18 protein-coding genes are annotated in these 20004 nt (G+C 72.5%); 14 read left to right on the top strand and 4 right to left on the bottom strand.

The window, feature by feature from the left end; translation table 11 throughout:
- The first annotated feature begins 4 nt into the window (after positions 1 to 4).
- The 10 genes from R9X44_RS25415 (at position 5) to R9X44_RS25370 (ending at position 7532) form a co-directional block, all read left to right on the top strand.
- Positions 5 to 988, top strand: a complete 984-nt coding sequence (locus R9X44_RS25415) for a dihydroorotate dehydrogenase (RefSeq protein ID WP_319816785.1) — start codon at positions 5 to 7, stop codon at positions 986 to 988.
- The gene (gene pyrF / locus R9X44_RS25410; protein WP_319816784.1) at positions 985 to 1680 is read left to right on the top strand and encodes an orotidine-5'-phosphate decarboxylase; all 696 of its coding nucleotides are present in this window, start codon (positions 985 to 987) and stop codon (positions 1678 to 1680) included. The genes R9X44_RS25415 and pyrF overlap by 4 nt, the downstream gene beginning before the upstream one ends.
- A 186-nt stretch (positions 1681 to 1866) precedes the next feature.
- Positions 1867 to 2184 carry an integration host factor, actinobacterial type gene (gene mihF, locus R9X44_RS25405; RefSeq protein ID WP_211359585.1) on the top strand — a complete coding sequence of 106 codons (318 nt, stop codon included), beginning with the start codon at positions 1867 to 1869 and terminating at the stop codon, positions 2182 to 2184.
- A gap of 90 nt (positions 2185 to 2274) precedes the next feature.
- The gene (gmk, locus tag R9X44_RS25400; RefSeq protein ID WP_319816783.1) at positions 2275 to 2862 is read left to right on the top strand and encodes a guanylate kinase; all 588 of its coding nucleotides are present in this window, start codon (positions 2275 to 2277) and stop codon (positions 2860 to 2862) included.
- 20 nt (positions 2863 to 2882) lie between these two features.
- Positions 2883 to 3137 carry a DNA-directed RNA polymerase subunit omega gene (rpoZ, locus tag R9X44_RS25395; RefSeq protein WP_230616361.1) on the top strand — a complete coding sequence of 85 codons (255 nt, stop codon included), beginning with the start codon at positions 2883 to 2885 and terminating at the stop codon, positions 3135 to 3137.
- Positions 3134 to 4327, top strand: coding sequence for a bifunctional phosphopantothenoylcysteine decarboxylase/phosphopantothenate--cysteine ligase CoaBC (gene coaBC / locus R9X44_RS25390; protein WP_319816782.1), 1194 nt, complete (start codon positions 3134 to 3136; stop codon positions 4325 to 4327). Before rpoZ ends, coaBC begins: the two co-directional genes overlap by 4 nt.
- Positions 4328 to 4478: 151 nt before the next feature.
- Positions 4479 to 5672, top strand: a complete 1194-nt coding sequence (metK, locus tag R9X44_RS25385; protein ID WP_319816781.1) for a methionine adenosyltransferase — start codon at positions 4479 to 4481, stop codon at positions 5670 to 5672.
- 123 nt (positions 5673 to 5795) lie between these two features.
- Positions 5796 to 6308, top strand: coding sequence for a nuclear transport factor 2 family protein (locus R9X44_RS25380; protein WP_319816780.1), 513 nt, complete (start codon positions 5796 to 5798; stop codon positions 6306 to 6308).
- A 52-nt stretch (positions 6309 to 6360) separates the two neighbouring features.
- Positions 6361 to 6999, top strand: coding sequence for a TetR/AcrR family transcriptional regulator (locus R9X44_RS25375; protein ID WP_319816779.1), 639 nt, complete (start codon positions 6361 to 6363; stop codon positions 6997 to 6999).
- Positions 7000 to 7316: 317 nt separating this feature from the next.
- Positions 7317 to 7532 (top strand): hypothetical protein, encoded by a 216-nt coding sequence (locus R9X44_RS25370; RefSeq protein WP_319816778.1) that lies wholly within the window; start codon positions 7317 to 7319, stop codon positions 7530 to 7532.
- Between the two features lie 112 nt (positions 7533 to 7644).
- On the opposite strand, the gene R9X44_RS25365 is transcribed toward R9X44_RS25370, so the two are convergent.
- Genes R9X44_RS25365 through R9X44_RS25350 form a run of 4 tightly spaced genes read right to left on the bottom strand, consistent with a single transcriptional unit; the run spans position 7645 to position 12625 of the window.
- On the bottom strand, positions 7645 to 9243 hold the full coding sequence (locus R9X44_RS25365; protein ID WP_319816777.1) for an ABC transporter ATP-binding protein: 1599 nt from the start codon (positions 9241 to 9243) through the stop codon (positions 7645 to 7647).
- Positions 9240 to 10052, bottom strand: coding sequence for an ABC transporter permease (locus R9X44_RS25360; RefSeq protein ID WP_319816776.1), 813 nt, complete (start codon positions 10050 to 10052; stop codon positions 9240 to 9242). The genes R9X44_RS25365 and R9X44_RS25360 overlap by 4 nt, the downstream gene beginning before the upstream one ends.
- On the bottom strand, positions 10049 to 10993 hold the full coding sequence (locus tag R9X44_RS25355) for an ABC transporter permease (RefSeq protein ID WP_319816775.1): 945 nt from the start codon (positions 10991 to 10993) through the stop codon (positions 10049 to 10051). Before R9X44_RS25355 ends, R9X44_RS25360 begins: the two co-directional genes overlap by 4 nt.
- Positions 10994 to 12625, bottom strand: coding sequence for an ABC transporter substrate-binding protein (locus R9X44_RS25350; RefSeq protein ID WP_319816774.1), 1632 nt, complete (start codon positions 12623 to 12625; stop codon positions 10994 to 10996). It lies immediately after the preceding gene.
- 192 nt (positions 12626 to 12817) lie between these two features.
- Between R9X44_RS25350 and R9X44_RS25345 the strand changes: the two genes are divergently transcribed.
- The 4 genes from R9X44_RS25345 to fmt all read left to right on the top strand — a co-directional run bounded on the left by R9X44_RS25345 (position 12818) and on the right by fmt (position 19984).
- Positions 12818 to 15706, top strand: a complete 2889-nt coding sequence (locus R9X44_RS25345; RefSeq protein ID WP_319816773.1) for a primosomal protein N' — start codon at positions 12818 to 12820, stop codon at positions 15704 to 15706.
- Positions 15707 to 16289: 583 nt separating this feature from the next.
- On the top strand, positions 16290 to 18038 hold the full coding sequence (locus tag R9X44_RS25340; RefSeq protein ID WP_319816772.1) for a hypothetical protein: 1749 nt from the start codon (positions 16290 to 16292) through the stop codon (positions 18036 to 18038).
- A 472-nt stretch (positions 18039 to 18510) separates the two neighbouring features.
- A complete protein-coding gene (gene def, locus R9X44_RS25335) occupies positions 18511 to 19056 on the top strand; it encodes a peptide deformylase (protein WP_319816771.1) in 546 nt (181 codons plus the stop codon).
- Between the two features lies 1 nt (position 19057).
- A complete protein-coding gene (gene fmt / locus R9X44_RS25330; RefSeq protein ID WP_319816770.1) occupies positions 19058 to 19984 on the top strand; it encodes a methionyl-tRNA formyltransferase in 927 nt (308 codons plus the stop codon).
- Positions 19985 to 20004 lie beyond the last annotated feature (20 nt).

Here is a 20004-nt window from a genome sequence, read left to right as displayed (position 1 = left end):
AACCGTGGATCTGAGTACGCGGATCGGGGGCGTCACGCTCGCCAACCCGCTGCTTACGGCGTCGGGGTGCGGGGGGAGCGGGCGTGAGCTCGCGCCCTACACCGATCTCGCGCGGCTCGGCGCGTTCACCACCGCGACGGTGATGGGACGGCCCAGGGCCGGGCGGCCGACGCCCCGGATGGCCGAGACGCCCAGCGGGCTGCTCAACGCGATGGGGCTGCCGGGCCCCGGGCTCGACGCGTTCCTCGCGCGGGATCTGCCGTGGCTCACCGAGCACGAGGTGCCGACCGTCGTCTCGGTCGGCGGGGGGAGCGTGCAGGAGTTCGGGGAGGTCGCCGGACGGCTCGCCGCGTCCCCGGCCGCGCGGTCGATCGTCGGGGTCGAGGTGAACGTCGCGTGCCCGAACGCCGAGGACCGGGGACGTATGTTCGCGGCCTCTCCGGCGGCCGCCGCGGAGGTCGTCCGCGCGGTGCGCGGCGCAATTCATCGGGACGTCCCGGTATTGGCCAAGCTTTCGCCTGACGTGACAGATATCGCGACCATTGCACTGGCCTGTGCCGACGCCGGGGCCACCGGATTGTCACTCATCAACACGGTCTCCGGACTGGCCATTGATCCGGCCACATTGCGGCCCGCGCTCAGCGGCGTGTCCGGCGGCCTTTCCGGGCCCGCGCTGCGGCCCGTCGCGCTGCGCTGCGTCTTCCAGGTCCACGCCGCGATCCCGGAACTGCCGATCGTCGGCGGCGGCGGCGTCGCCACCGGGTCCGACGCGCTTGAGTTCCTCGTGGCGGGCGCGACCGCCGTCTCCGTCGGCACCACCCTCCTGCACGACCCGTCGGCCCCCCAGCGCATTCTCAGGGAGCTGGAGGAGGCCCTTGCCGCGCGGGGGATGACCAGGCCCGGCGACGCCGTCGGGCTCGCCCACCGGCCCGCCTCGGCGGTCCCCCAGATCGCGCGCCCGCGCGCCCGTATCGAGGAGTTCTCATGACGACGCCCGCGCCCATCGCGGTGGCCCTTGACACCGACGACATCGCCACGGCCGTCCGCTGGACCGGCCAGGTCGCCCCGCACGTCAGCACGGTCAAGGTCGGCCTCGAGCTGTACTTGCGTTATGGGCGCGAGGCCGTCGCGCGGGTGCGCGAGGCGGGCGGGCGGCGGGTGTTCCTCGACCTGAAGCTGCACGACATCCCCGCGACGGTCGAGAAGGCAGTCCACGCCGTCGCCGACCTCGCCCCCGCGTACCTGACCGTGCACGCGCTGGGCGGCACCGCGATGGTGAAGGCGGCGGCCGCGGCCGCGCCGGAGACGAAGATCACAGCGGTGACCGTGCTGACGTCCATGGGCGAGGGCGACCTTGCGGCCGTGGGCGTCGCGGGGCCCGCCGACGACGCCGTCCGCAGGCTCGCGGCCCTCGCCGTCGAGGCCGGGGCCCGCGCGCTGGTGTGCTCCCCGCGCGAGGTCGCCCTTGTGCGCGCGGAGGTAGGCGAAGGAATCGACCTCATCACCCCCGGCGTGCGCCCTGCGGGAGCCGCCGCCGACGACCAGACGCGCGTCGCGACGCCCGAGTCCGCGCTCGCCGCGGGGGCCGATCTGCTGGTTATCGGACGGCCAATTACCCGGGATTCGGACCCGGGAAGGGCCGCCGCCGAGATCGCGGCGGCACTGCGCGCCCAGGGGTGAGTGAAAGCCCAGGCAGCCGGGCTGTAGCGCAATTGCGATAGACGCAGTGTGATGGCTCGATTACGGATAGAGAATTTCGTAGATATCTCACGGGAATAACCGCTCATCACGTTGCTTTATGGGGGGGAAAGTCGCTAGTTTCCGGGGCGTCCGACTCCGTCGAGTGGAAAACACGAGGTGACCGGCGTGGCTCTTCCGCCCCTTACCCCCGAACAGCGTGCCGCGGCCCTGGAAAAGGCCGCATTGGCCCGCAGGGAGCGCGCAGAGGTCAAGGTCAAGCTCAAGAACCAGGAGATCTCACTCTCCGACGTGCTTCAGCAGGGCCTTGCCGACGACATCGTCGGCAAGATGAAGGTCTCCGCGCTCCTGGAGTCGCTGCCCGGCGTCGGCAAGGTCCGCGCCAAGCAGATCATGGAGCGGCACGGCATCGCCGAGTCCCGCCGCGTGCGGGGCCTGGGCGCCAACCAGCGCGCCTCCCTGGAGCGCGAGCTGGGCAACAAGTAGCGGCGCGCGTCCCGCCGGGTCCGGCCACCGGTCCTGACCCGGCAGGACACCCCGCCCGCGCCGCCGGGGTCGTGATAAACCTGGGGCGTCATGGAAACCTCCGATTCACCCGCCCTTACGCCGCGGGCCACCAAACGCCTCACGGTCCTGTCCGGACCGTCCGGCGTAGGCAAGAGCACAGTCATCGCCCACCTGCGCGCCGACCACCCCGAGGTCTGGCTGTCGGTGTCGGTGACCACCCGCAAGCCACGTCCCGGTGAGACCGACGGCGTCGAGTACTACTTCACCGACGACGCCGGATTCGACCGGATGGTCGCCGAAGGCTCGCTGCTGGAATGGGCCGAGTTCGCGGGCAACCGCTACGGCACCCCCCGCGCCCCCGTCGAGGACAGGCTCGCCGCAGGGGTCCCCACCCTGCTGGAGATCGACCTCCAGGGCGCGCGCCAGGTGCGCGAGACCATGCCGGACGCACGGCTCGTCTTCCTCGCCCCGCCCAGCTGGGAGGAGCTGGTCCGCCGCCTGGTCGGGCGCGGCACCGAGTCCGACGAGGTGATCGAGCGGCGTCTCGCCGCCGCCCGCGTCGAGCTCGCCGCCGAGAAGGAGTTCGACACCACGCTGGTCAACCACTCGGTGCCTGGCGTCATCGAGGAACTGCTAGCCTTGATGGCTGACCACTGATCACTATTGAGGGGCGCATTGTGGCTGCCAACAGCGAGGGCATCACCAACCCGTCGATCGACGAGCTGCTCGAGGTCGTCGACACCAAGTACGGCCTGGTGTCCATCGCGGCCAAGCGGGCCCGGCAGATCAACGCCTACTACGCGCAGCTCGGCGAGGGCCTGCTGGAGTACGTGGGGCCGCTGGTCGAGACCCAGGTCCAGGAGAAGCCGCTGTCCATCGCCCTGCGCGAGGTGCGTGAGGGCCTGCTGCACACCGAGCCGATCGAGGCTTGAGCCGGCCGAGGGTCGTTCTCGGCGTCGGCGCCGGGATCGCCGCGTACAAGGTGTGCGAGCTGCTGCGGCGGCTCACCGAGTCGGGCCATGAGGTCAAGGTCGTGCCGACCGCCGACGCGCTGCGGTTCGTCGGCGAGCCCACCTGGGCCGCGCTGTCCGGCCAGCCCGTCCAGACCGGCGTGTGGGACGGCGTCGCCGAGGTCCCGCACGTGCGGATCGGGCAGGGCGCCGATCTCGTGTTCGTCGCGCCCGCCACGGCCAACCTGCTCGCCAAGGCCGCGCACGGCATCGCCGACGACCTCCTCACCAACACGCTGCTCACCGCACGGTGTCCCGTGGTGTTCGCGCCCGCGATGCACACCGAGATGTGGGAGCACCCCGCGACCCAGGCGAACGTGGCGCTGCTGCGCGAGCGCGGCGACGTCGTCGTGGAACCCGCCTCGGGGCGGCTGACGGGCAAGGACACCGGCCCCGGGCGGCTGCCCGACCCGGCCGAGCTGTTCGAGGTGGCGCGGCGGGTGCTCGCGGGCGATCCGCGCGACCTCGTCGGAAGGCATGTGGTGGTCTCGGCGGGCGGCACCCGCGAGCCGATCGACCCCGTCCGCTTCATCGGCAACCGCTCCTCGGGCTTGCAGGGCTACGCCCTCGCCCGGGTCGCCGCCGCGCGCGGCGCGAAGGTCACCCTGGTCGCCGCCAACACCGCCCTGGCCGACCCCGCAGGGGTTTCGGTCGTGCGCGTCGGGTCGGCGCTCGAGCTGCGTGAGGCGATGCGGGACGTCGCCGCCTCCGCCGACGCCGTGGTGATGGCGGCGGCCGTCGCCGACTTCCGTCCGTCGGTCTTCCAGGGCTCCAAAATCAAGAAGACCGACAAGTTGGAGACTTTGCCTATCGAATTGGTGAAGAATCCGGATATCCTGGCCGAGCTCGTCACGCGGCGCGCCCCCGGGCAGGTCATCGTCGGCTTCGCGGCAGAGACCGACGACGTCCTGGCCAACGGACGGGCCAAGCTCGCCCGCAAGGGCTGCGACCTGCTCGTGGTCAACCAGGTGGGCGAGAACCTGACGTTCGGCGCTCCCGACAACGCCGGGGTGATCCTCGCGGCGACCGGGACCGAACGGGAGATCCCGCGCGGCAGCAAGGACCAGCTCGCCTCCGCGGTCTGGGACGAGGTCGCCGCCCTGCTCGGCTGACGCCCGCGCCGCCCAAGCGCCGCGACGGCCGGTAAGGCTAGACTTCGTTCGCCTGATCCACGAATCTGAACCGCGGGCCGGACCGCACCCGGCTCGACCCCGTCAACCTGCTACTGGTTCAAGTCAGCAGCCGCTGCAAGGAGTTCACGTAGTGTCCCGTCGCCTCTTCACCTCTGAATCGGTCACCGAGGGCCACCCGGACAAGATCGCCGACCAGATCAGTGACGCGATCCTCGATTCCATGCTCAAGGACGACCCGAAGAGCCGGGTCGCCGTCGAGACGATGATCACCACAGGCCAGGTGCACGTGGCCGGCGAGGTCACCACCGAGACCTACGTGGACATCCCCGGCGTCATCCGGGAGAAGATCCTGGAGATCGGCTACGACTCCTCGGCCAAGGGCTTCGACGGGCACTCCTGTGGCGTGTCGGTCTCCATCGGCGCGCAGTCCCCGGACATCGCCCAGGGCGTCGACGACGCCTACGAGAACCGCGAGGGCCAGGCGGGCGACGACCTCGACCGGCAGGGCGCGGGCGACCAGGGCCTCATGTTCGGCTACGCCACCAACGAGACCTCCACCCTGATGCCGCTGCCGATCACCATCGCGCACCGGCTCGCGCAGCGGCTGTCGGAGGTCCGCAAGAACGGCGACGTCGCCTACCTGCGCCCCGACGGCAAGACCCAGGTCACCATCGAGTACGACGGCGCGAAGGCGGTCCGCCTCGACACCGTCGTCGTCTCCTCCCAGCACGCCCCTGACATCTCGCTCAAGGAGCTGCTGACCCCGGACATCAAGGACCTCGTCGTTGACCCGGTCCTCGCGGAGTTCGAGATCGACACCGACGGCTACCGGCTGCTGGTGAACCCGACCGGCCGCTTTGAGATCGGCGGCCCGATGGGCGACGCGGGTCTGACCGGCCGCAAGATCATCGTGGACACCTACGGCGGCTACGCCAGGCACGGCGGCGGCGCGTTCTCCGGCAAGGACCCGTCCAAGGTCGACCGCTCGGCCGCGTACGCGATGCGCTGGGTCGCCAAGAACATCGTCGCCGCGGGCCTGGCCGACCGGGCCGAGGTCCAGGTCGCTTACGCGATCGGCAAGGCCCAGCCCGTCGGCGTGTTCGTCGAGGGCTTCGGCACCGAGAAGGTGGACATCACCAAGCTGCAGGCCGCGGTCCTCGAGGTGTTCGACCTGCGCCCGGCCGCGATCGTCCGCGACCTCGACCTGCTGCGTCCGATCTACTCCCAGACCGCCGCCTACGGCCACTTCGGCCGTGAGCTGCCGGACTTCTCCTGGGAGCGCACCGACCGCGCCGAGGCGCTGCGTTCGGCGGTCGGCCTGTAGTCAGGCTTCGTCAAGGCCCGTGTCCCCGCTGTGGGGCACGGGCCTTGTTTTGTTTGTGCGGGTTTCCCTTACTTGGACGCACGAGTCCACTATTCTGGACTTGTCGATCTAAGTTTGGAGGGCATGATGGGTTCGCTCAGCACGCTGGAGATCCTCGAGGCCGAGCGGGAGATCCGGCAGACCTACTTCCGGTTCTTCCAGCTCGCCGACCGGGGCGACTACGCGCGGCTCGGCGTCGAGTGCTTCGCCGCCGACGCCGACATCGAGTACACGATCATGCCGGGGCCGCCGCAGCGGTTCGCCGGGCGCGACGCCTTCACGTCGTTCATGCTCGCGGGCACCGGTCCCGCCGTCGAGGGGGGACCCGCGGTCGCGCACGTCGCGGGGATGAGCTCGATCAGCTGGGACGGGGAGCTGCCGCATCTGTCCGGTTATGCCACGGTGTGGCACTGGGCGGCGACCCGCACGCCCGGCGGATTCCATCGTCCGGCCGACTGGACCACGATCGGCCGGGTCGAGGACGACTACGCGCTGATCGACGGCCGATGGCTGATCACCCGTCGGCGGGTCTCGCCGGCGGCCGGGCTCGTCGCGACGGGGACCGCGCCCGGGTTCGGCCGTCCGACGCCGTCGTAGTGCTCAGGTCTTCGGGCATCCGGGTCGTTCCGGGCTGGGTAGGGTGGGCGATGTGGCGGGGGCAGGGCGCGGGCGCGTCGACAAGAGGCGGGCGATAGTCGAGGCGGCGTTCGAGGTGTTCGCGCGGCGCGGGTACGAGCTGGCGAGCATGCAGGACGTCGCGGAGCAGGCGGGGGTCTCCAAGCAGACCGTGTACAACCACTTCCAGGACAAGCCGGAAGTCTTCGCCGAGGCGATGGCCGTCACCGCCGACGCCGTACTGGCCGCCAACCTTGAGGCCGTCGAACTGCTGCGCAACCCGGGCGCTGATCTGCGCGCAGCCCTCAACGAGGCGGCTTTCGCGATGCTACGGATCTGCTGTGACCCGCGCTCTACGGCGCTGCGCTCCCTCACCTACGCCCAGCGCGCGCGCTTTCCCGAGCTCGTGGACGTCATCCAGAACCGGCTCGCCGGACGGCTCGGCCCCGCCGTCGCCGACCGGCTCGCCCGCCTCGCCCTGTCAGGCGACCTGCGCCCGTGCGACCCAGAACAGGCCGCCGAACAACTACTCGCCCTCCTCACCGCCCCCGTCGAGGCCCGCTCCCGCATGGGCACCCGCCCCGTCCCAGACCCCGACATCAAGTCCATCGCCGAAGCCGCCACCGACACCTTCCTCCGCGCCTACGCCCCATCGGCTCCCGCATCGGTCTAACGCGCTGATGCCGTGCGGCTTCGGCCGAGAATCGCGCCGAGCAGCGCGCGGGTGGCGGCTCCCGCATTGGTCTAGCGCGCTGGGCGGTGCGGCTTTGGCCGGGAATCGCGGCGAGGAACGCGCGGGTGCGGAGGTCGCCCGCCGACACCTTCCTGCGCGCTTACGCGACGGCGGCTGCCGCGTTGGTTTAGCGGGCTGGGGTGTGTGCGGCTTCGGCCGGGGGCCGCGTCGAGGAGCGCGCGGGTGGCGGTTCCCACGTCGGTTTAGCGCGCTGGGCGGTGCGGCTTTGGCCGGGAATCGCGGCGAGGAACGCGCGGGTGCGGAGGTCGCCCGCCGACACCTTCCTGCGCGCCTACGCGACGGCGGCTCCCGCGTCGGTCTGGCGCGCTGGCGCGTGTGCGGCTTCGGCCGGGGGCCGCGTCGAGGAGCGCGCGGGCGGCGGCCCCGCGTCGGTTGAGCGCGGCCGGGGCGGCGCGACCCTGGCCGGAATCGCGGCGAGGAGGGCGCAGGTGGCGGTTTCCGCGTCGGTTTAGCGCGCTGGAATCGTGCGGCTTCGGCCGGGGGTGCGGTGAGGAGGGCGCGGGGGTGGAGGTGGTCGTCGGTACCTTCCCTGTGTGCTTAGGCGATGGTGGCTTCCGCGTTGGTTTAGTGGGCTGGGGTGGTGTGGCTTTGGCCGGGGAGGGCGGTGAGGAGGGCTTGGGTGTGGGGGTGGGTGGGGGTGGTGAGGAGGGTGGGGGTCGGGGCGGTTTCGATTATTTGGCCGGTGTGCATGACGGCGACGCGGTGGGCGATGCGGCGGACGGCGGCCAGGTCGTGGGTGATGAAGAGGTAGGAGATGCCGGTTTGGTCTTGGAGGGCGGCTAGTAGGTCGAGGATGTGGGCGCGGATCGAGACGTCGAGGGCGGAGACGGGCTCGTCGCACACGATCAGCACGGGTGACAGGGCCAGTGCGCGGGCGATCGCGACGCGTTGGGCCTGGCCGCCGGACAGTTCGGCGGGGCGTCTGTGCAGCGCGGATGGGGGTAGGGCGACCTGCTCGATCAGCGCGCTTGCGCGTTCCGTCCTTTCCGCCCGGGTTCCGATGCCGAAGGCGCGTAGCGGCTCGGCGACGACGTCGCGGACCGATAGGCGCGGGTCGAAGGAGGACGCGGGGTTCTGGTGGATCAGCTGGATGCGGCGGCGCAGCTGCCTCAGCGGCTCGCCCCGGTGCCGGGTGACGTCCTCGCCGTCGAGCATGATCCGGCCGGAGGCGGGGTCGGTGAGGCGCAGGACGAGCCGGGCCGTCGTCGTCTTGCCGGAGCCCGACTCGCCGACCAGGGCTAGCGTCTCGCCGCGGCCGAGCGTGAAGCTGACGCCGTCGACCGCCCGGAATGTGCCTTTTCCGAGGGGAAAGTCCTTGACAAGGGCGTCGACCGCGAGCAGGGGAGGGCCGGGCGGCGGGGCTGCGGGGCCGTCACGGTCGCCTGAGGCGGATATGAGGGCGCGGGTCACCGAGGCGCGGGGGCGGGTGAGGAGACGGGCTGTCGGGCCCGTCTCGGCGATCTGGCCCGCCGCCATGACCGCGGTGCGCGCGGCGCGGTCGGCGGCGACGCCCAGGTCATGGGTGATGAGCAGGACGGCGGTGCCCGTCTCGGAGGCGAGCGCGGTGAACTCGTCAAGGACAAGGCGTTGAACCGTCGGGTCGAGCGCGCTGGTGGGCTCGTCGGCGACGATCAGTTCCGGCCGCGCGGCGATCGCCATCGCGATGAGCACCCTTTGCCGCATGCCTCCGGACAGCTCGTGCGGGTACTGCCGCGCGCGCACGGCGGCGTCGGGAAGGCCGGCGCGCCCAAGCAGGGCGACGGCCTCGGCCCGCGCGCTACGGCGTCCGGCGAGCCCATGGACGACGAGCGCCTCGGCGACCTGTACGCCGACCCGTTGGACGGGGTTCAACGCGACGCCCGGGTCCTGCGGGACGAACCCGATACGGGAGCCGCGTACGGCCCGGAAGGCACGTTCGGGAAGGCGGGCGAGGTCAAGTCCGGCGAAGGTGATGCTTCCGCCGTCGATCCGCGCGCCCTCGGGAAGCAGCCCGGTGACGGCGTGCGCGATCGTGCTCTTACCGGAGCCGGACTCGCCGACAAGGGCGACGATCTCTCCGGGACGTATATCGAGGTCGGCGGAGCGGACCGTAGGAACGCGTCCCGCAGGCCCCCGGTAGGAGACCGACAGACCGCGCACCGAAAGCAGGGGAGCGTCCTTCACCGGGGAACCCTTTCGCCGTCGAGCGCGCGCGCTATCCGGTTCAGTGAGAGCACTGTCACCACCACCACAAGGCCGGGCAGGGTCGAGAGCCACCACGCGTTCGCGAGGTAGTCGCGTCCGCCCGAGATGAGGGTCCCCCACTCGGGCGCGGGAGGCGGCGCGCCGTAACCGAGGAACCCCAGCGACGCGACAGCCAGCACCGCCGTCCCGAGGTCGACCGTCGCGAGCGCGATCACCGGCCCCCGCGCGTTCGGCAGGACGTGCCGGAACAGGACGCCGCTCCAGCGCACGCCGCACACCCGCGCGGCGTCCACATACGCGGCCTGTCTGACCCGCAGCACCTCGGCCCGCATCACCCGCGAGAACGCCGCGACGCTCGCGGCCCCGACCGCCACCGCCACGTTCAAAGTCCCGCGTCCGAGCGCGGTGACCAGCGCGAGCGACAGGAACAGCGCGGGGATGGACAGCAGCACGTCGACGCCGCGCATGAGCACGCCGTCGAGCCGCCCGCCCGCGAAGCCCGCGACCGAGCCGATCGCGCCGCCCGCCGCGAACGCGACGGCCACCGCGACGAGCGTCGCCTTGAGCGAGAGGGCTGCGCCGTGGACCACACGGGCGTACAGGTCGCGGCCGAGCTCGTCGGTGCCGAACCAGTGCCGCGCGCTGGGCGGCTGGAACCGCTGGGCGGGCACGCCGCGCAGCGGGTCGGCGGGGGCGAGGACGTCGGGGAGGCATGCGGCGAGGACGACGGAGGCCACCACGAGGACCGAGAGGGCGAGGCCGGGACGTCGGAGGAGGGAGGAGATCATCGGGGGCCTCCCAGGGCGATCCTGGGGTCGAGCAGCGGGGACAGCAGGTCGACCAGCAGGTTCACCGCGACGAACACCGCGGCGCTGAGCACGACGACGCCCTGAACGACCGGAATGTCCTGGGTGGTGACCGCCGAGACGACGACCCTGCCCAGGCCGTTGCGCGAGAAGACCGTCTCGACAAGCACGGAGTTGGCGAGCAGTCCGCCGACCAGGAGGCCCGCGACGGTAAGAGCGGGCAGTGACGCGTTGCGCAGCGCGTGCCGTACGTGGACGCGTACGGGACCCGCGCCCTTCGCGCGTGCTGTGCGCACGTACGGCTCGGCCAACGCGGTCATAAGACTCCTCGCGAGTACCTGGGCGATGATCGCCGCCGTAGGCACCGCGAGGGTGAGGGCCGGTAGGACGAGGCCGCGTACGCCGTCGTCTCCGAAGGCCGGGAAGAGGCGGAAGCGGAACGACAGAAGCTGGATCAGCATGAGCCCCACCCAGAAGGCGGGCACAGACGCGACCAAAGGAGGCAGCGACAGAAGCAGCTGCCGTAGCCAGGGCCGTGATCCGTAGGTCGCCGCGAGGGCGATACCAGCGCCTAGGACAAGTGCGAGGGTGAGCGCGCTGAGGGTGAGCGTAAGGGTCGGCGGCAGCGCCTCGGCGAGCAGCGCCGTCACCGGGCGTCCCGTGGCGAACGACGCGCCGAGGTCGCCGGTGACGGCGTCGCCGAGCTGCGCCGCGTACTGGACGAGCGGGGGCTCGTCCACGCCGTACTCGCGGCGCAGCTCGGCGAGGCGCTCCGGGCTCACCGAGGAGGCGGCCCCCGCGGCCCCGGTGAGCGCGGCGACGGCGTCGCCGGGCAGGAGGACGAGGACCAGGAACGAGACGGTGTACGCGGCCCACAGGACCACGGCGGCCTGGCCCAGCCTCAGCAGGACGTACCGGGGCATTCAGCTCTTCCAGGTGTCGTGCAGGTGGACGTCGCCGGAGCCCGCGAAAGCCAGGTCGTGCACCTTGGCCGAGACGCCGAGCACGGTCCGCTGGTCCACGACGGGGACGACGTAGGCGTTCTCCACGATCAGCCGCTGCGCCTCGGCGACGAGGTCGGCGCGGCGGGCCGGGTCGGCTTCGGCGGCCTGGCGGTCGAGGAGCGCGTCGAGGCCGGTCGCGGGGATGCGGTAGGCGTTGTTGAGCCGTGTCGAGTACAGGGTGCGCAGGGCGTCGGGGTCGGCGCGGTTGTAGTTGCCGCCCCAGAAAGCATCGAAATCGCCGGATTTGAGCAGCGCGGGGAACTGGGAGACCTGGAGCTCAGTCAGCGCGAGGTCGACGCCGACGTCCTTGAGCTGCTGCTGGAGGAGTTCAAGCGCGGGCTTGAAGACAGCGACGTTGTTGAACCAGACGGTCTTGAGGGTCAGCTTCTCGCCGTCCTTGACGCGGATGCCGTCCGGGCCAGGGGTCCAACCTGCGGCGTCCAGAAGGGATTTCGCGCGGGCGGGGTCGTAGGAGAGGTCCGCGCTCAGGTCCGTGTAGCCGGGGGTGTTCTCGGCGAGGACGCTCGTCGCGGGCTTCGTGCCGCTGGAGAACACAGTCTCCACGATCTGCTGGCGGTGCACAGCTGACCGGATGGCTTGGCGGACCCGTACGTCGCGCAGAGCCGGCTTGTCGCTGTTGAGGCCAAGGTTGTAGCCGACTCCGGGGATCGTGTGGCCGACCAGCCCCGCGCCCGCGCCCTTGATGGCGGCTTCCTCGGCTTGGGCGACCCTGCCTATCGCGTCTACCTGGCCGGAGGTAAGGCCGCCCGTCCGTACGCCGGACTCAGGGACGACGGTGAAGACGAGCTTGTCGAGGTAGGCCGCGCCCTTCTTCTTCCACAGGGACGAGCCCCAGGCGTAGTCGTCACGTCGGGTGAGGGTCGCCGACTGGTTGGGGGCGTACTCGGCGAGGACGAACGGGCCGGTGCCTACGACGCCGTCGGTGCAGCGTTCCTGTGGGGACTTGTCTGCGCTCTTGGGGGAGACGACCGACAACACGGGTGTGGTCGTCGCCTGGAGGAACTGGGCGTTCGGGCGCTCGAAGGAGACTTCTGCGGTGCGGTCGTCGACGACCTTGGTGCCGGTGTAGCCGTCGAGGTAGGCGGTGGCCTGGACGGCGAGTGCGCCGAGCTTCGGGATCGCGTCGAAGCTCGCCTTGACGGCCGCGGCGTCGAGGGGGGTGCCGTCGCTGAAGGTGACGCCGGGGCGGAGCACGAAGGTGAAGGTCTTCGCGTCGGCGCTGATCCGCCAGCTCTCGGCGAGCCACGGGACGATCTCGCCGGTCGCCGGGTCCTGGTCGGTGAGCGAGTCGACGGTCTGGCGGAGCGAGTACAGGGTGTCGCTGCTGCCGACCTGGTGCGGGTCGGCGCAGCCCGCGTCGGACGCCACGGCGAACGTCAGGGTGCCGCCGGGGCGCGCGGTGCCGTCGCCGTCGTCGGCGGGCTCTCCGGCGGCGCAGGAGGCGAGGGGCGGCAGCGCGACGAGGGCGACCGACAGTGCCGCGATCCGCCGTCCGCGACGAGCGGTACGGCGCACAGGGGTGCGTCTCACGGGGGATTCCTGTCCATGGGGCTGAATGAACTTTTCAGACCGAATAAGTCGACTTATCGGTCCTGGCTGAACGTAGCCCTAATTGGACTCATGCGTCAAGATTAATGGACTTTGCTGTTCCGCGAGGTCGGCGGGCGGGGTTGTCCACAGGCGGGAAATGCGCGGGTGCGGCGGGGGTGATAGGTGTGGGGGGTGGGTGAGGACGGGCTGATTCCGGGGACGGAGGGGCTGGCGGCGGAGGCCGAGCAGACGCGTAACAAGGCTGGCAAAACGGGCAATGGGGGTGGTGCAGGCAAGGCGGGCGGTAAGCAGCAGGCGGGCGTGCCCGAGCGGGCGGCGGAGCTCCCGGTGGCGCGGGTCGCGGTGGACGTGCCGCTCCCGCACCTCGACCGGGTGTTCGACTATCTCGTGCCCGCGCGGCTCGCCGAGCGTGCCGTGCCGGGCTGCCGCGTGCGCGTCAGGTTCCACGGCAAGCTGATGGACGGGTTCCTGCTGGAGCGGGTCGCGAGCAGCGACCATGAGGGCAGACTCGTGTTCCTGGAGCGCGTCGTGTCCGAGGAGCCCGTGCTCACGCCCGAGATCGCGGCGCTGGCCCGCGAGGTCGCCGACCGCTACGCGGGGACCTTCGCCGACGTCGTCCGCCTCGCCGTGCCCCCCAGGCACGCCCGCGCGGAGAAGCGCGCGCCTTCCGCGCCCGCCCCCCTCCCGCCGCCGCCCGACGACCCCGGCCCCTGGGCGTCCTACCCGGCGGGCCCGTCCTACCTCGCCGCGCTCGCCGACGGCCGCTCCCCCCGCGCCGTCTGGACCGCCCTGCCCGGCCCCGACTGGCCCGCCGCCGTTGCCCGCGCCGCCCGCGCCACCGCCTCCACCGGCCGAGGCGTCCTCATCGTCCTCCCCGACGGCCGCCAAGCCCTCCGCCTGGCCAAGGCCCTCACCACCGAACTCACCACCCCCTCACCCCACCCCGACGCCCCCCCAGCCACCACCCCCGCCGCCCCCGCCTCCGAAGTGCGCACGGAAGCCGCGCCCACCGCCCTTACCGCGCCCCCCACCACCCCCGCCGCCTCACCCGACGCTCCCACCGCGCCCGCGCCCGCGCCCGCGCCCGAAGTCCGCAGGGAAGCGCCGCCCAACGCCCCCACCGCGCCCGCGCCCGAAGGCCGCACGGAAGCCCCGCCCAGCGCCCCCACCGAGCCCACGCCCGAAATGCGCACGGAGGCTCCGCCCGGCACCCCCACCGCGCCCGCCCCCGAAATGCGCGCGGAAGCTTCGCCCAGCGCTCCCACCGCGCTCGGGCGCCGTACGAGAGGCCGCGCTGACATCGCCGTCGCGGCCCCGGCTGACCGTGCGGCGGGTTCCGGAGCACGTGCGGAGGCTTGGGACGTCGCCGCCGTCGTGGCCCAGGCCGAAGGGTCTGGCGGGAGCGGAGGGAGCGCCCCGGCCGACGCGGCCGACGCGGGGGCGGCTGAAGGAGGGGCCGCGTGCGGGGAGCGTGCGGGGTCGTCGTCCGACGCCGCGCCCGGGCAGCGTGCCGGGTCGTCGGCTGACGCGGTCGCGGCCGAAGGGCCCGACGCGCCCGAAGGACCCGTGGAAGGTTCTGCGGACGTTGTCGCGGGTTCGGCCGGGGGAGCCGTCGCGGCTGGAGGGGGCACGGGAGGTTCAGCGGTCGGTGTCGGCGTGGGTTCTGTCGCGTCTGGAGGGGCTGGGGACGCTGTCGTCGTGGTTTCGGGCAAGGGGGTTGGCGGGCCGGAAGGTGGGGTGGGGGTTGTGGTTCTGCGGGCTGAGGATGGGCCGGAGCGGAGGTATCGGGAGTGGCTGCGGGTGCTGCGGGGGGAGGCGCGGATCGTGGTGGGGACGCGGGCCGCGATGTTCGCGCCGGTACGTGACCTGGGGCTCGTGGTGCTGTGGGACGACGGGGACGACGTGCACGCTGAGCCGCACGCGCCCTATCCGCACGCCCGTGAAGTGCTTGTGCTGCGGGCGCATCGGGCGGGCGCGGCGGCGCTGTTCGGGGGGGTGACCAGGACCGCCGACGCGACGCGGCTCGTGGAGACGGGGTGGGCGCGTCCGGTGGTGGCGGCGCGCGAGACCGTCCGGGCGGTGATGCCGCGGGTCAGGCCGGCGGGGGAGGACGCGGAGCTGGCCAGGGACGAGGCGGCCCGCGTCGCGCGGCTGACGGCGCTGGCGTTCCGGACGGCGCGGGCCGCGCTCGCCGACGGGCCAGTGCTCGTCCAGGTCCCGAGAAGGGGATACCTCCCCGCCCTGGCGTGCGCGCAGTGCCGTGAGCCCGCGCGCTGTCCGGCGTGCGCGGGGCCGCTCGCGCTCGGCTCGGCGGGCGGCGCGCCCGCGTGCCGGTGGTGCGGCGCGATCGCGGGCGCGTGGCGCTGCCCGGAGTGCGGCGGGACCCGGGTGCGCGCGGTCGTCGTGGGGGCCGGGCGCACCGCAGAGGAGCTGGGCCGTGCCTTCCCGGGCGTGACGGTCCGCACGTCGGGCCGTGACGGGGTGCTCGCCGAGGTGTCCGGACGGCCTGAGCTCGTCGTGTCGACGCCGGGGGCCGAACCCGTCGCGGAGGGAGGGTACGCGGCCGCGCTCCTGCTCGACGGGTGGGCCATGCTCGGCCGCCCCGACCTGCGCGTCAACGAGGAGGCGCTGCGCCGCTGGCTGAACGCCGCCGCGCTGGTCAGGCCGCAGGGCGCGGTCGTGCTCGCGGCCGACGGCGCGCTGCCGGTCGTGCAGGCCGTCGTCCGCTGGGACCCGGTGACGTTCGCCGAACGCGAGCTCGCCGAACGCCGCGAGCTGCGGTTCCCGCCCGCCGCCCGGATGGCGTCGCTCACCGGCCCGCCCGCCGCGATCCGCGACCTCCTCGACCACGCCCGCCTCCCCGACGACGCCGAACTCCTCGGCCCAGTCCCGCACGGCGACCCGACCGCCGACGACCCGCGCGAACGCGCCCTCCTGCGCGTTCCCCGCACCGCCTCCCCGGCCCTCGCCCGCGCCCTCAAGGAGGCCCAGTCCATCCGCAGCGCCCGCCGCCCCCCCGACCCCGTCCGCATCCAACTAGACCCCCTAGAACTCCTCTAACCCCCCGAAACCCCCTCCCGCAGTCCCTTCGGGACTGCGGGAAAGAAGCGACGCCCCGCCTGCGCGTCTCTGTGTTCCCGCAGCCCCTTCGGGGGCGCGAATGCCCCGCCCCCGCGTGCCTGTGTCCCGAAGTCCTTTCGGGGCCGTGAATGCCCCGCCCCCGCGTGCCTGTGTCCCGAAGTCCCTTTGGGGCCGCGAACGCCCCGCCCCCGCGTGCCTGTGTCCCGAAGTCCTTTCGGGGCCGTGAATGCCCCGCCCCCGCGTGCCTGTGTCCCGAAGTCCCTTTGGGGCCGCGAACGCCCCGCCCCCGCGTGTCTGAGTTCCGCAGTCCTTTCGGGGTGTGAACGCCTTGTCCGCGCGTGTCTGTGTTTCCGCGGTGAGCGCCTCGTCTGCGCGTGTCTGGGCCTTCTGCGGTTCCTTCGGGGCTGTGGGGAGGAAGCGACGGCCGGGCCTTGGCAGGTGTGGGCTTCGCCTTTTGGGAGGGGCTTTGGGGGTGGGGTTTGTTGGGCTTTGCGGGGTTGGGGTTCGGGGGCTCGAAGGGGCTTTGGGAGCGGGCGGGCGGGTTCTCCTTTAGGGTTGACGGGTGGCTGAGAAGTGGGTGGACAAGACCGTCGCCGGGTTCGACAAGTGGGCGGGGGACCGGGGCGGGGCGGACGTGCACGGCGCGCGGATCATCGTGTCGCTGCTCGATCTGAACGACACTGCGGAGCTGACCGCCGAACTGCTGGAAGAGACGCTGCTCGAGGACTTCCCCGAGAACGTCGTCGCCGGGCCTGAGGACGCGCCCGCGGTGGTCGGCGCGGCCCGCGCGCTCGTGGAGTACCTGGCGCGCGGCGGCGAGCTCGCCGAGTCCGTCGCGGCCGAGTGCCGGACGCTGCTCGACGGCGTCGAGCCCCGCGTCGCCGAGGCGCTGGCCGACTCCGGCGGTGGCGAGGACGACGGCGAGGCGATGGAGTTCCTCGGCAGGATGATGGCCGCCGAGGGCGTCGACCTCGAGGACGAGGACGCCGTCGAGGCGTGGATCGCCGCGTTCGAGGCGCTCCCCGAAGAAGAGCGGATGCAGCGCACGATGCGCCAGTTCGCCGCCGAGAACGTCGTGCCGCCGGTGCGCCTGGCCCCCGTGGCCGAGCTCGCCGCGACCGCGCGCGACTCCGGCCTGCTGCGCGAGGCCCTCGGCCTCGCCGACTGGATCGGCGAGCGCCCCGCCGAGCGCGGCCGCCTGTCCGCCGCCGACGCCGAGTCCGCGGCCAACGCGCTCGGCCTGCCCGTCCCGCGCGCGGGCGGCGGCGCGTTCCCCGAGGTCGAGCGCATGTACGACGCGCTCACCGAGATCGGCCTCGTCGAGACCGACGGGACCGCGATCACCCAGGGCGGCCGCCCCGACCTGTCCTCCGACGAGGAGGTGCTCGGCGTCTGGATCGCCCTCCTGGACGGCCTCGTCGGCCAGGAGTACGCCGAGGGATCGTCGCTCAGCCCCGTCGAGGTCGTGTGGAGCGAGCTGCCGGGCGTGCTGCTGCGGCTGTACGAGAACGGCGAGCCCGTCGCGATCGGCCAGCTCGTCGTTGACCTCCTGGAGCACATCCAGGCCGGATACGACGTCGCCGACGGCGAGGTCTTCGCCGAGGGCGTCCCGCAGGCGCTGCGCCTCGACCTCGAGGACTTCGCGCGCTGGGGCGCGGTGGAGTTCGCGACCGCCGACGAGGCCGTGCTCACCCCGCTCGGCGTGTTCGCCGTCCGGGAACTGCTGCTCGCCGAGGGCTACACCGCGCCGCTCATCGGCGACCTCGCCGAGTCCACGGCCGAGGACCTGATCAAGGGGCTCGGCTTCCACCGCGAGGACACCGCCGAGGAGGAGATCGCGCTCTGGCTGTCGCAGCGCTCCGCCGAGGAGGCCGCGCAGGGCCTGCTGAACCTCATGCGCCAGGGCCGTCCCGCGCAGCGCAACATCGCCGCGGTCGTGCTCGGCCAGGTCGACCGGCCCGCCGAACAGCTGATCCGGGGGGCGCTCGAGTTCCCCGAGACCCGCCCGTACGCGCTGATGTGGCTGAACGGCCACGGCGACGAGTCCGCGATGCCGTCCGACGCCGACATGCAGTGGATGTTCGTCGACACCGTCGCCGGGATGACCGAGGCGCTCGGCCCGCACGACGCCGTCCACCTCGCCCTGTCCGACACCCCGGAGGAAGCCGACCTCACCGGCCTCATCTCCGACATCTGGCGCATCCCGCACCCCGACGTCGCCGACGTCCTCGAAGCCATCGGCGACCACCACCACGACCGCGACCTGGCGAAGGCCGCCCGCAAGGCAGTCTTCAAGGCGCGGTCTAAATAATGGGCCTCGCTCCGCTCGGCCGGTGATTGGGCTGTGTTTTATTGCCGCGGCTCCGCCGCGGCGGTGATTGGGCGCCGGGAAGTCGCCGTCTTCCCTCCGGACTTGCTCGCCTGGGGGCTCGCAAGTCCTCCGGTCCAGACGGCGACGCGCCCAATCACTCTGGGGTCTTCCACTCAAAGGCCGTGGCCCCGGCTGAGCTGGAACCCTCGCGCAGCGGGAGGTGGTCAGAGGCGTGGCCCCGGCTTAGCTGGAACCCTCGCGCAGCGGGAGGGCCCGAGGCCGTGGCCTCGGGTGGGCTGGGCCCTCGCGAGCGTTGGGTTCTGGGGCCGTGGCCTTGGCCGGGTTGGGGGTTTTGCCCGGGGGTGTGGCCTTGGCGGGGGAGTCGAGGGGGCGGTCGTCGGTCGCCGAGGGGTGGTCGGGGGCGCGCGTAGACTTACTGCGATCCGTAGAACCTTCTGAGCTAGGAGCCGTCTTGTCTGTCAAGCCGATCCGTCTCTTCGGCGATCCGGTGCTGCGCACTCCCGCCGAGCCCGTTGTGGACTTCGACAAGGAGTTGCGGACGCTGGTCAAGGACCTCACCGACACGATGGTGGAGGCGCCGGGGGCGGGGCTCGCCGCGCCGCAGCTGGGGGTGGGGCTGCGGGTGTTCACGTACTACGTGGACGACGTGCTCGGGCATCTGGTGAACCCGTCGCTCGACCTGTCGGAGGAGATCCAGGACGGTGACGAGGGGTGCCTGTCCATGCCGGGTCTGACGTTCCCGACAAAGCGGGCGTACGGCGTCGTCGCCAAGGGCTTCAACATGCACGGCGAGCCGATCACCGTCGAAGGCACCGAGTTGCTAGCGCGCTGTGTGCAGCACGAGACCGACCATCTCGACGGAATCCTCTTCATCGACCGGATGGACCCCGAGCAGCGCAAGCAGGCGATGAAGGCGATCCGCGAGGCCGAGTGGTTCGGCGAGCCCGCGCCGGTGGTCAGGGCGTCGCCGCACAGCACCTTCGGCAGGGCGATCTGAGATGAGACTCGTCTTCGCCGGGACCCCGGAGACCGCGGTACCGCCGCTCAAGGCCCTGCTCGACTCCTCGCACGAGGTCGTCGCGGTCGTCACCAGGCCCGACGCCCCCGCCGGACGCGGCCGCAGGCTCGCCGCGAGCCCCGTCGCGGAGGTCGCCGAGGCCGCCGGGATCGAGGTGCTGAAGCCCGTCAAGGCGAGCGACCCCGAGTTCCTGGCCCGGCTGACGGAGCTCGAGCCGGACTGCTGCCCCGTCGTCGCCTATGGCGCGATCCTGCGCAAGGAGGCGCTGGCGATCCCGCGCCTGGGCTGGGTGAACCTGCACTTCTCGCTGCTGCCGGCCTGGCGCGGCGCGGCCCCGGTGCAGCACGCGATCCTCGCGGGCGACGAGATCACCGGCGCGATGACGTTCCAGATCGAGGAGGGCCTGGACACCGGCCCGGTCTTCGGCCACCTCACCGAGCCGATCCGTCCCGACGACACCACGGGCTCCCTGCTCGAGCGGCTGTCGGTCGCGGGCGCGCGGCTGCTCGCCGACACGATGGACGGGCTGGAGATCGGCGGTCTGCGGGCCGTCCCGCAGTCCGACGAGGGCGTGTCGTACGCGGCGAAGCTGACCCCCGAGGCCGCGCGCGTCGACTGGTCGGCCCCCGCGATGCGGGTCGACAGGCTCTGCCGGGCCTGCACGCCCGCGCCGGGCGCGTGGACGACGTTGCGCGAGGACCGGATCAAGCTCGGCCCGGTCAGGCCCGCGGCGGGCGGCGGCCCGCTGGAGCCCGGGCAGATCAAGGTCAACCGCACCGAGGTCCTGGTCGGCACCGCCACCCATCCGGTGGCGCTGAGCGAGGTCCAGGCCCCCGGCAAGAAGCGGATGCGGGCGGTCGACTGGGCGCGCGGACTGCGCCTGACCGACGCCGACCGTTTCGTCTGATCCGCACCACATTTCGGGGA

The sequence above is a fragment of the Actinocorallia sp. A-T 12471 genome (assembly GCF_033875155.1).
Classification (GTDB): Bacteria; Actinomycetota; Actinomycetes; order Streptosporangiales; family Streptosporangiaceae; genus Actinocorallia.
This window is presented reverse-complemented; position numbering and strand designations above follow the sequence as displayed.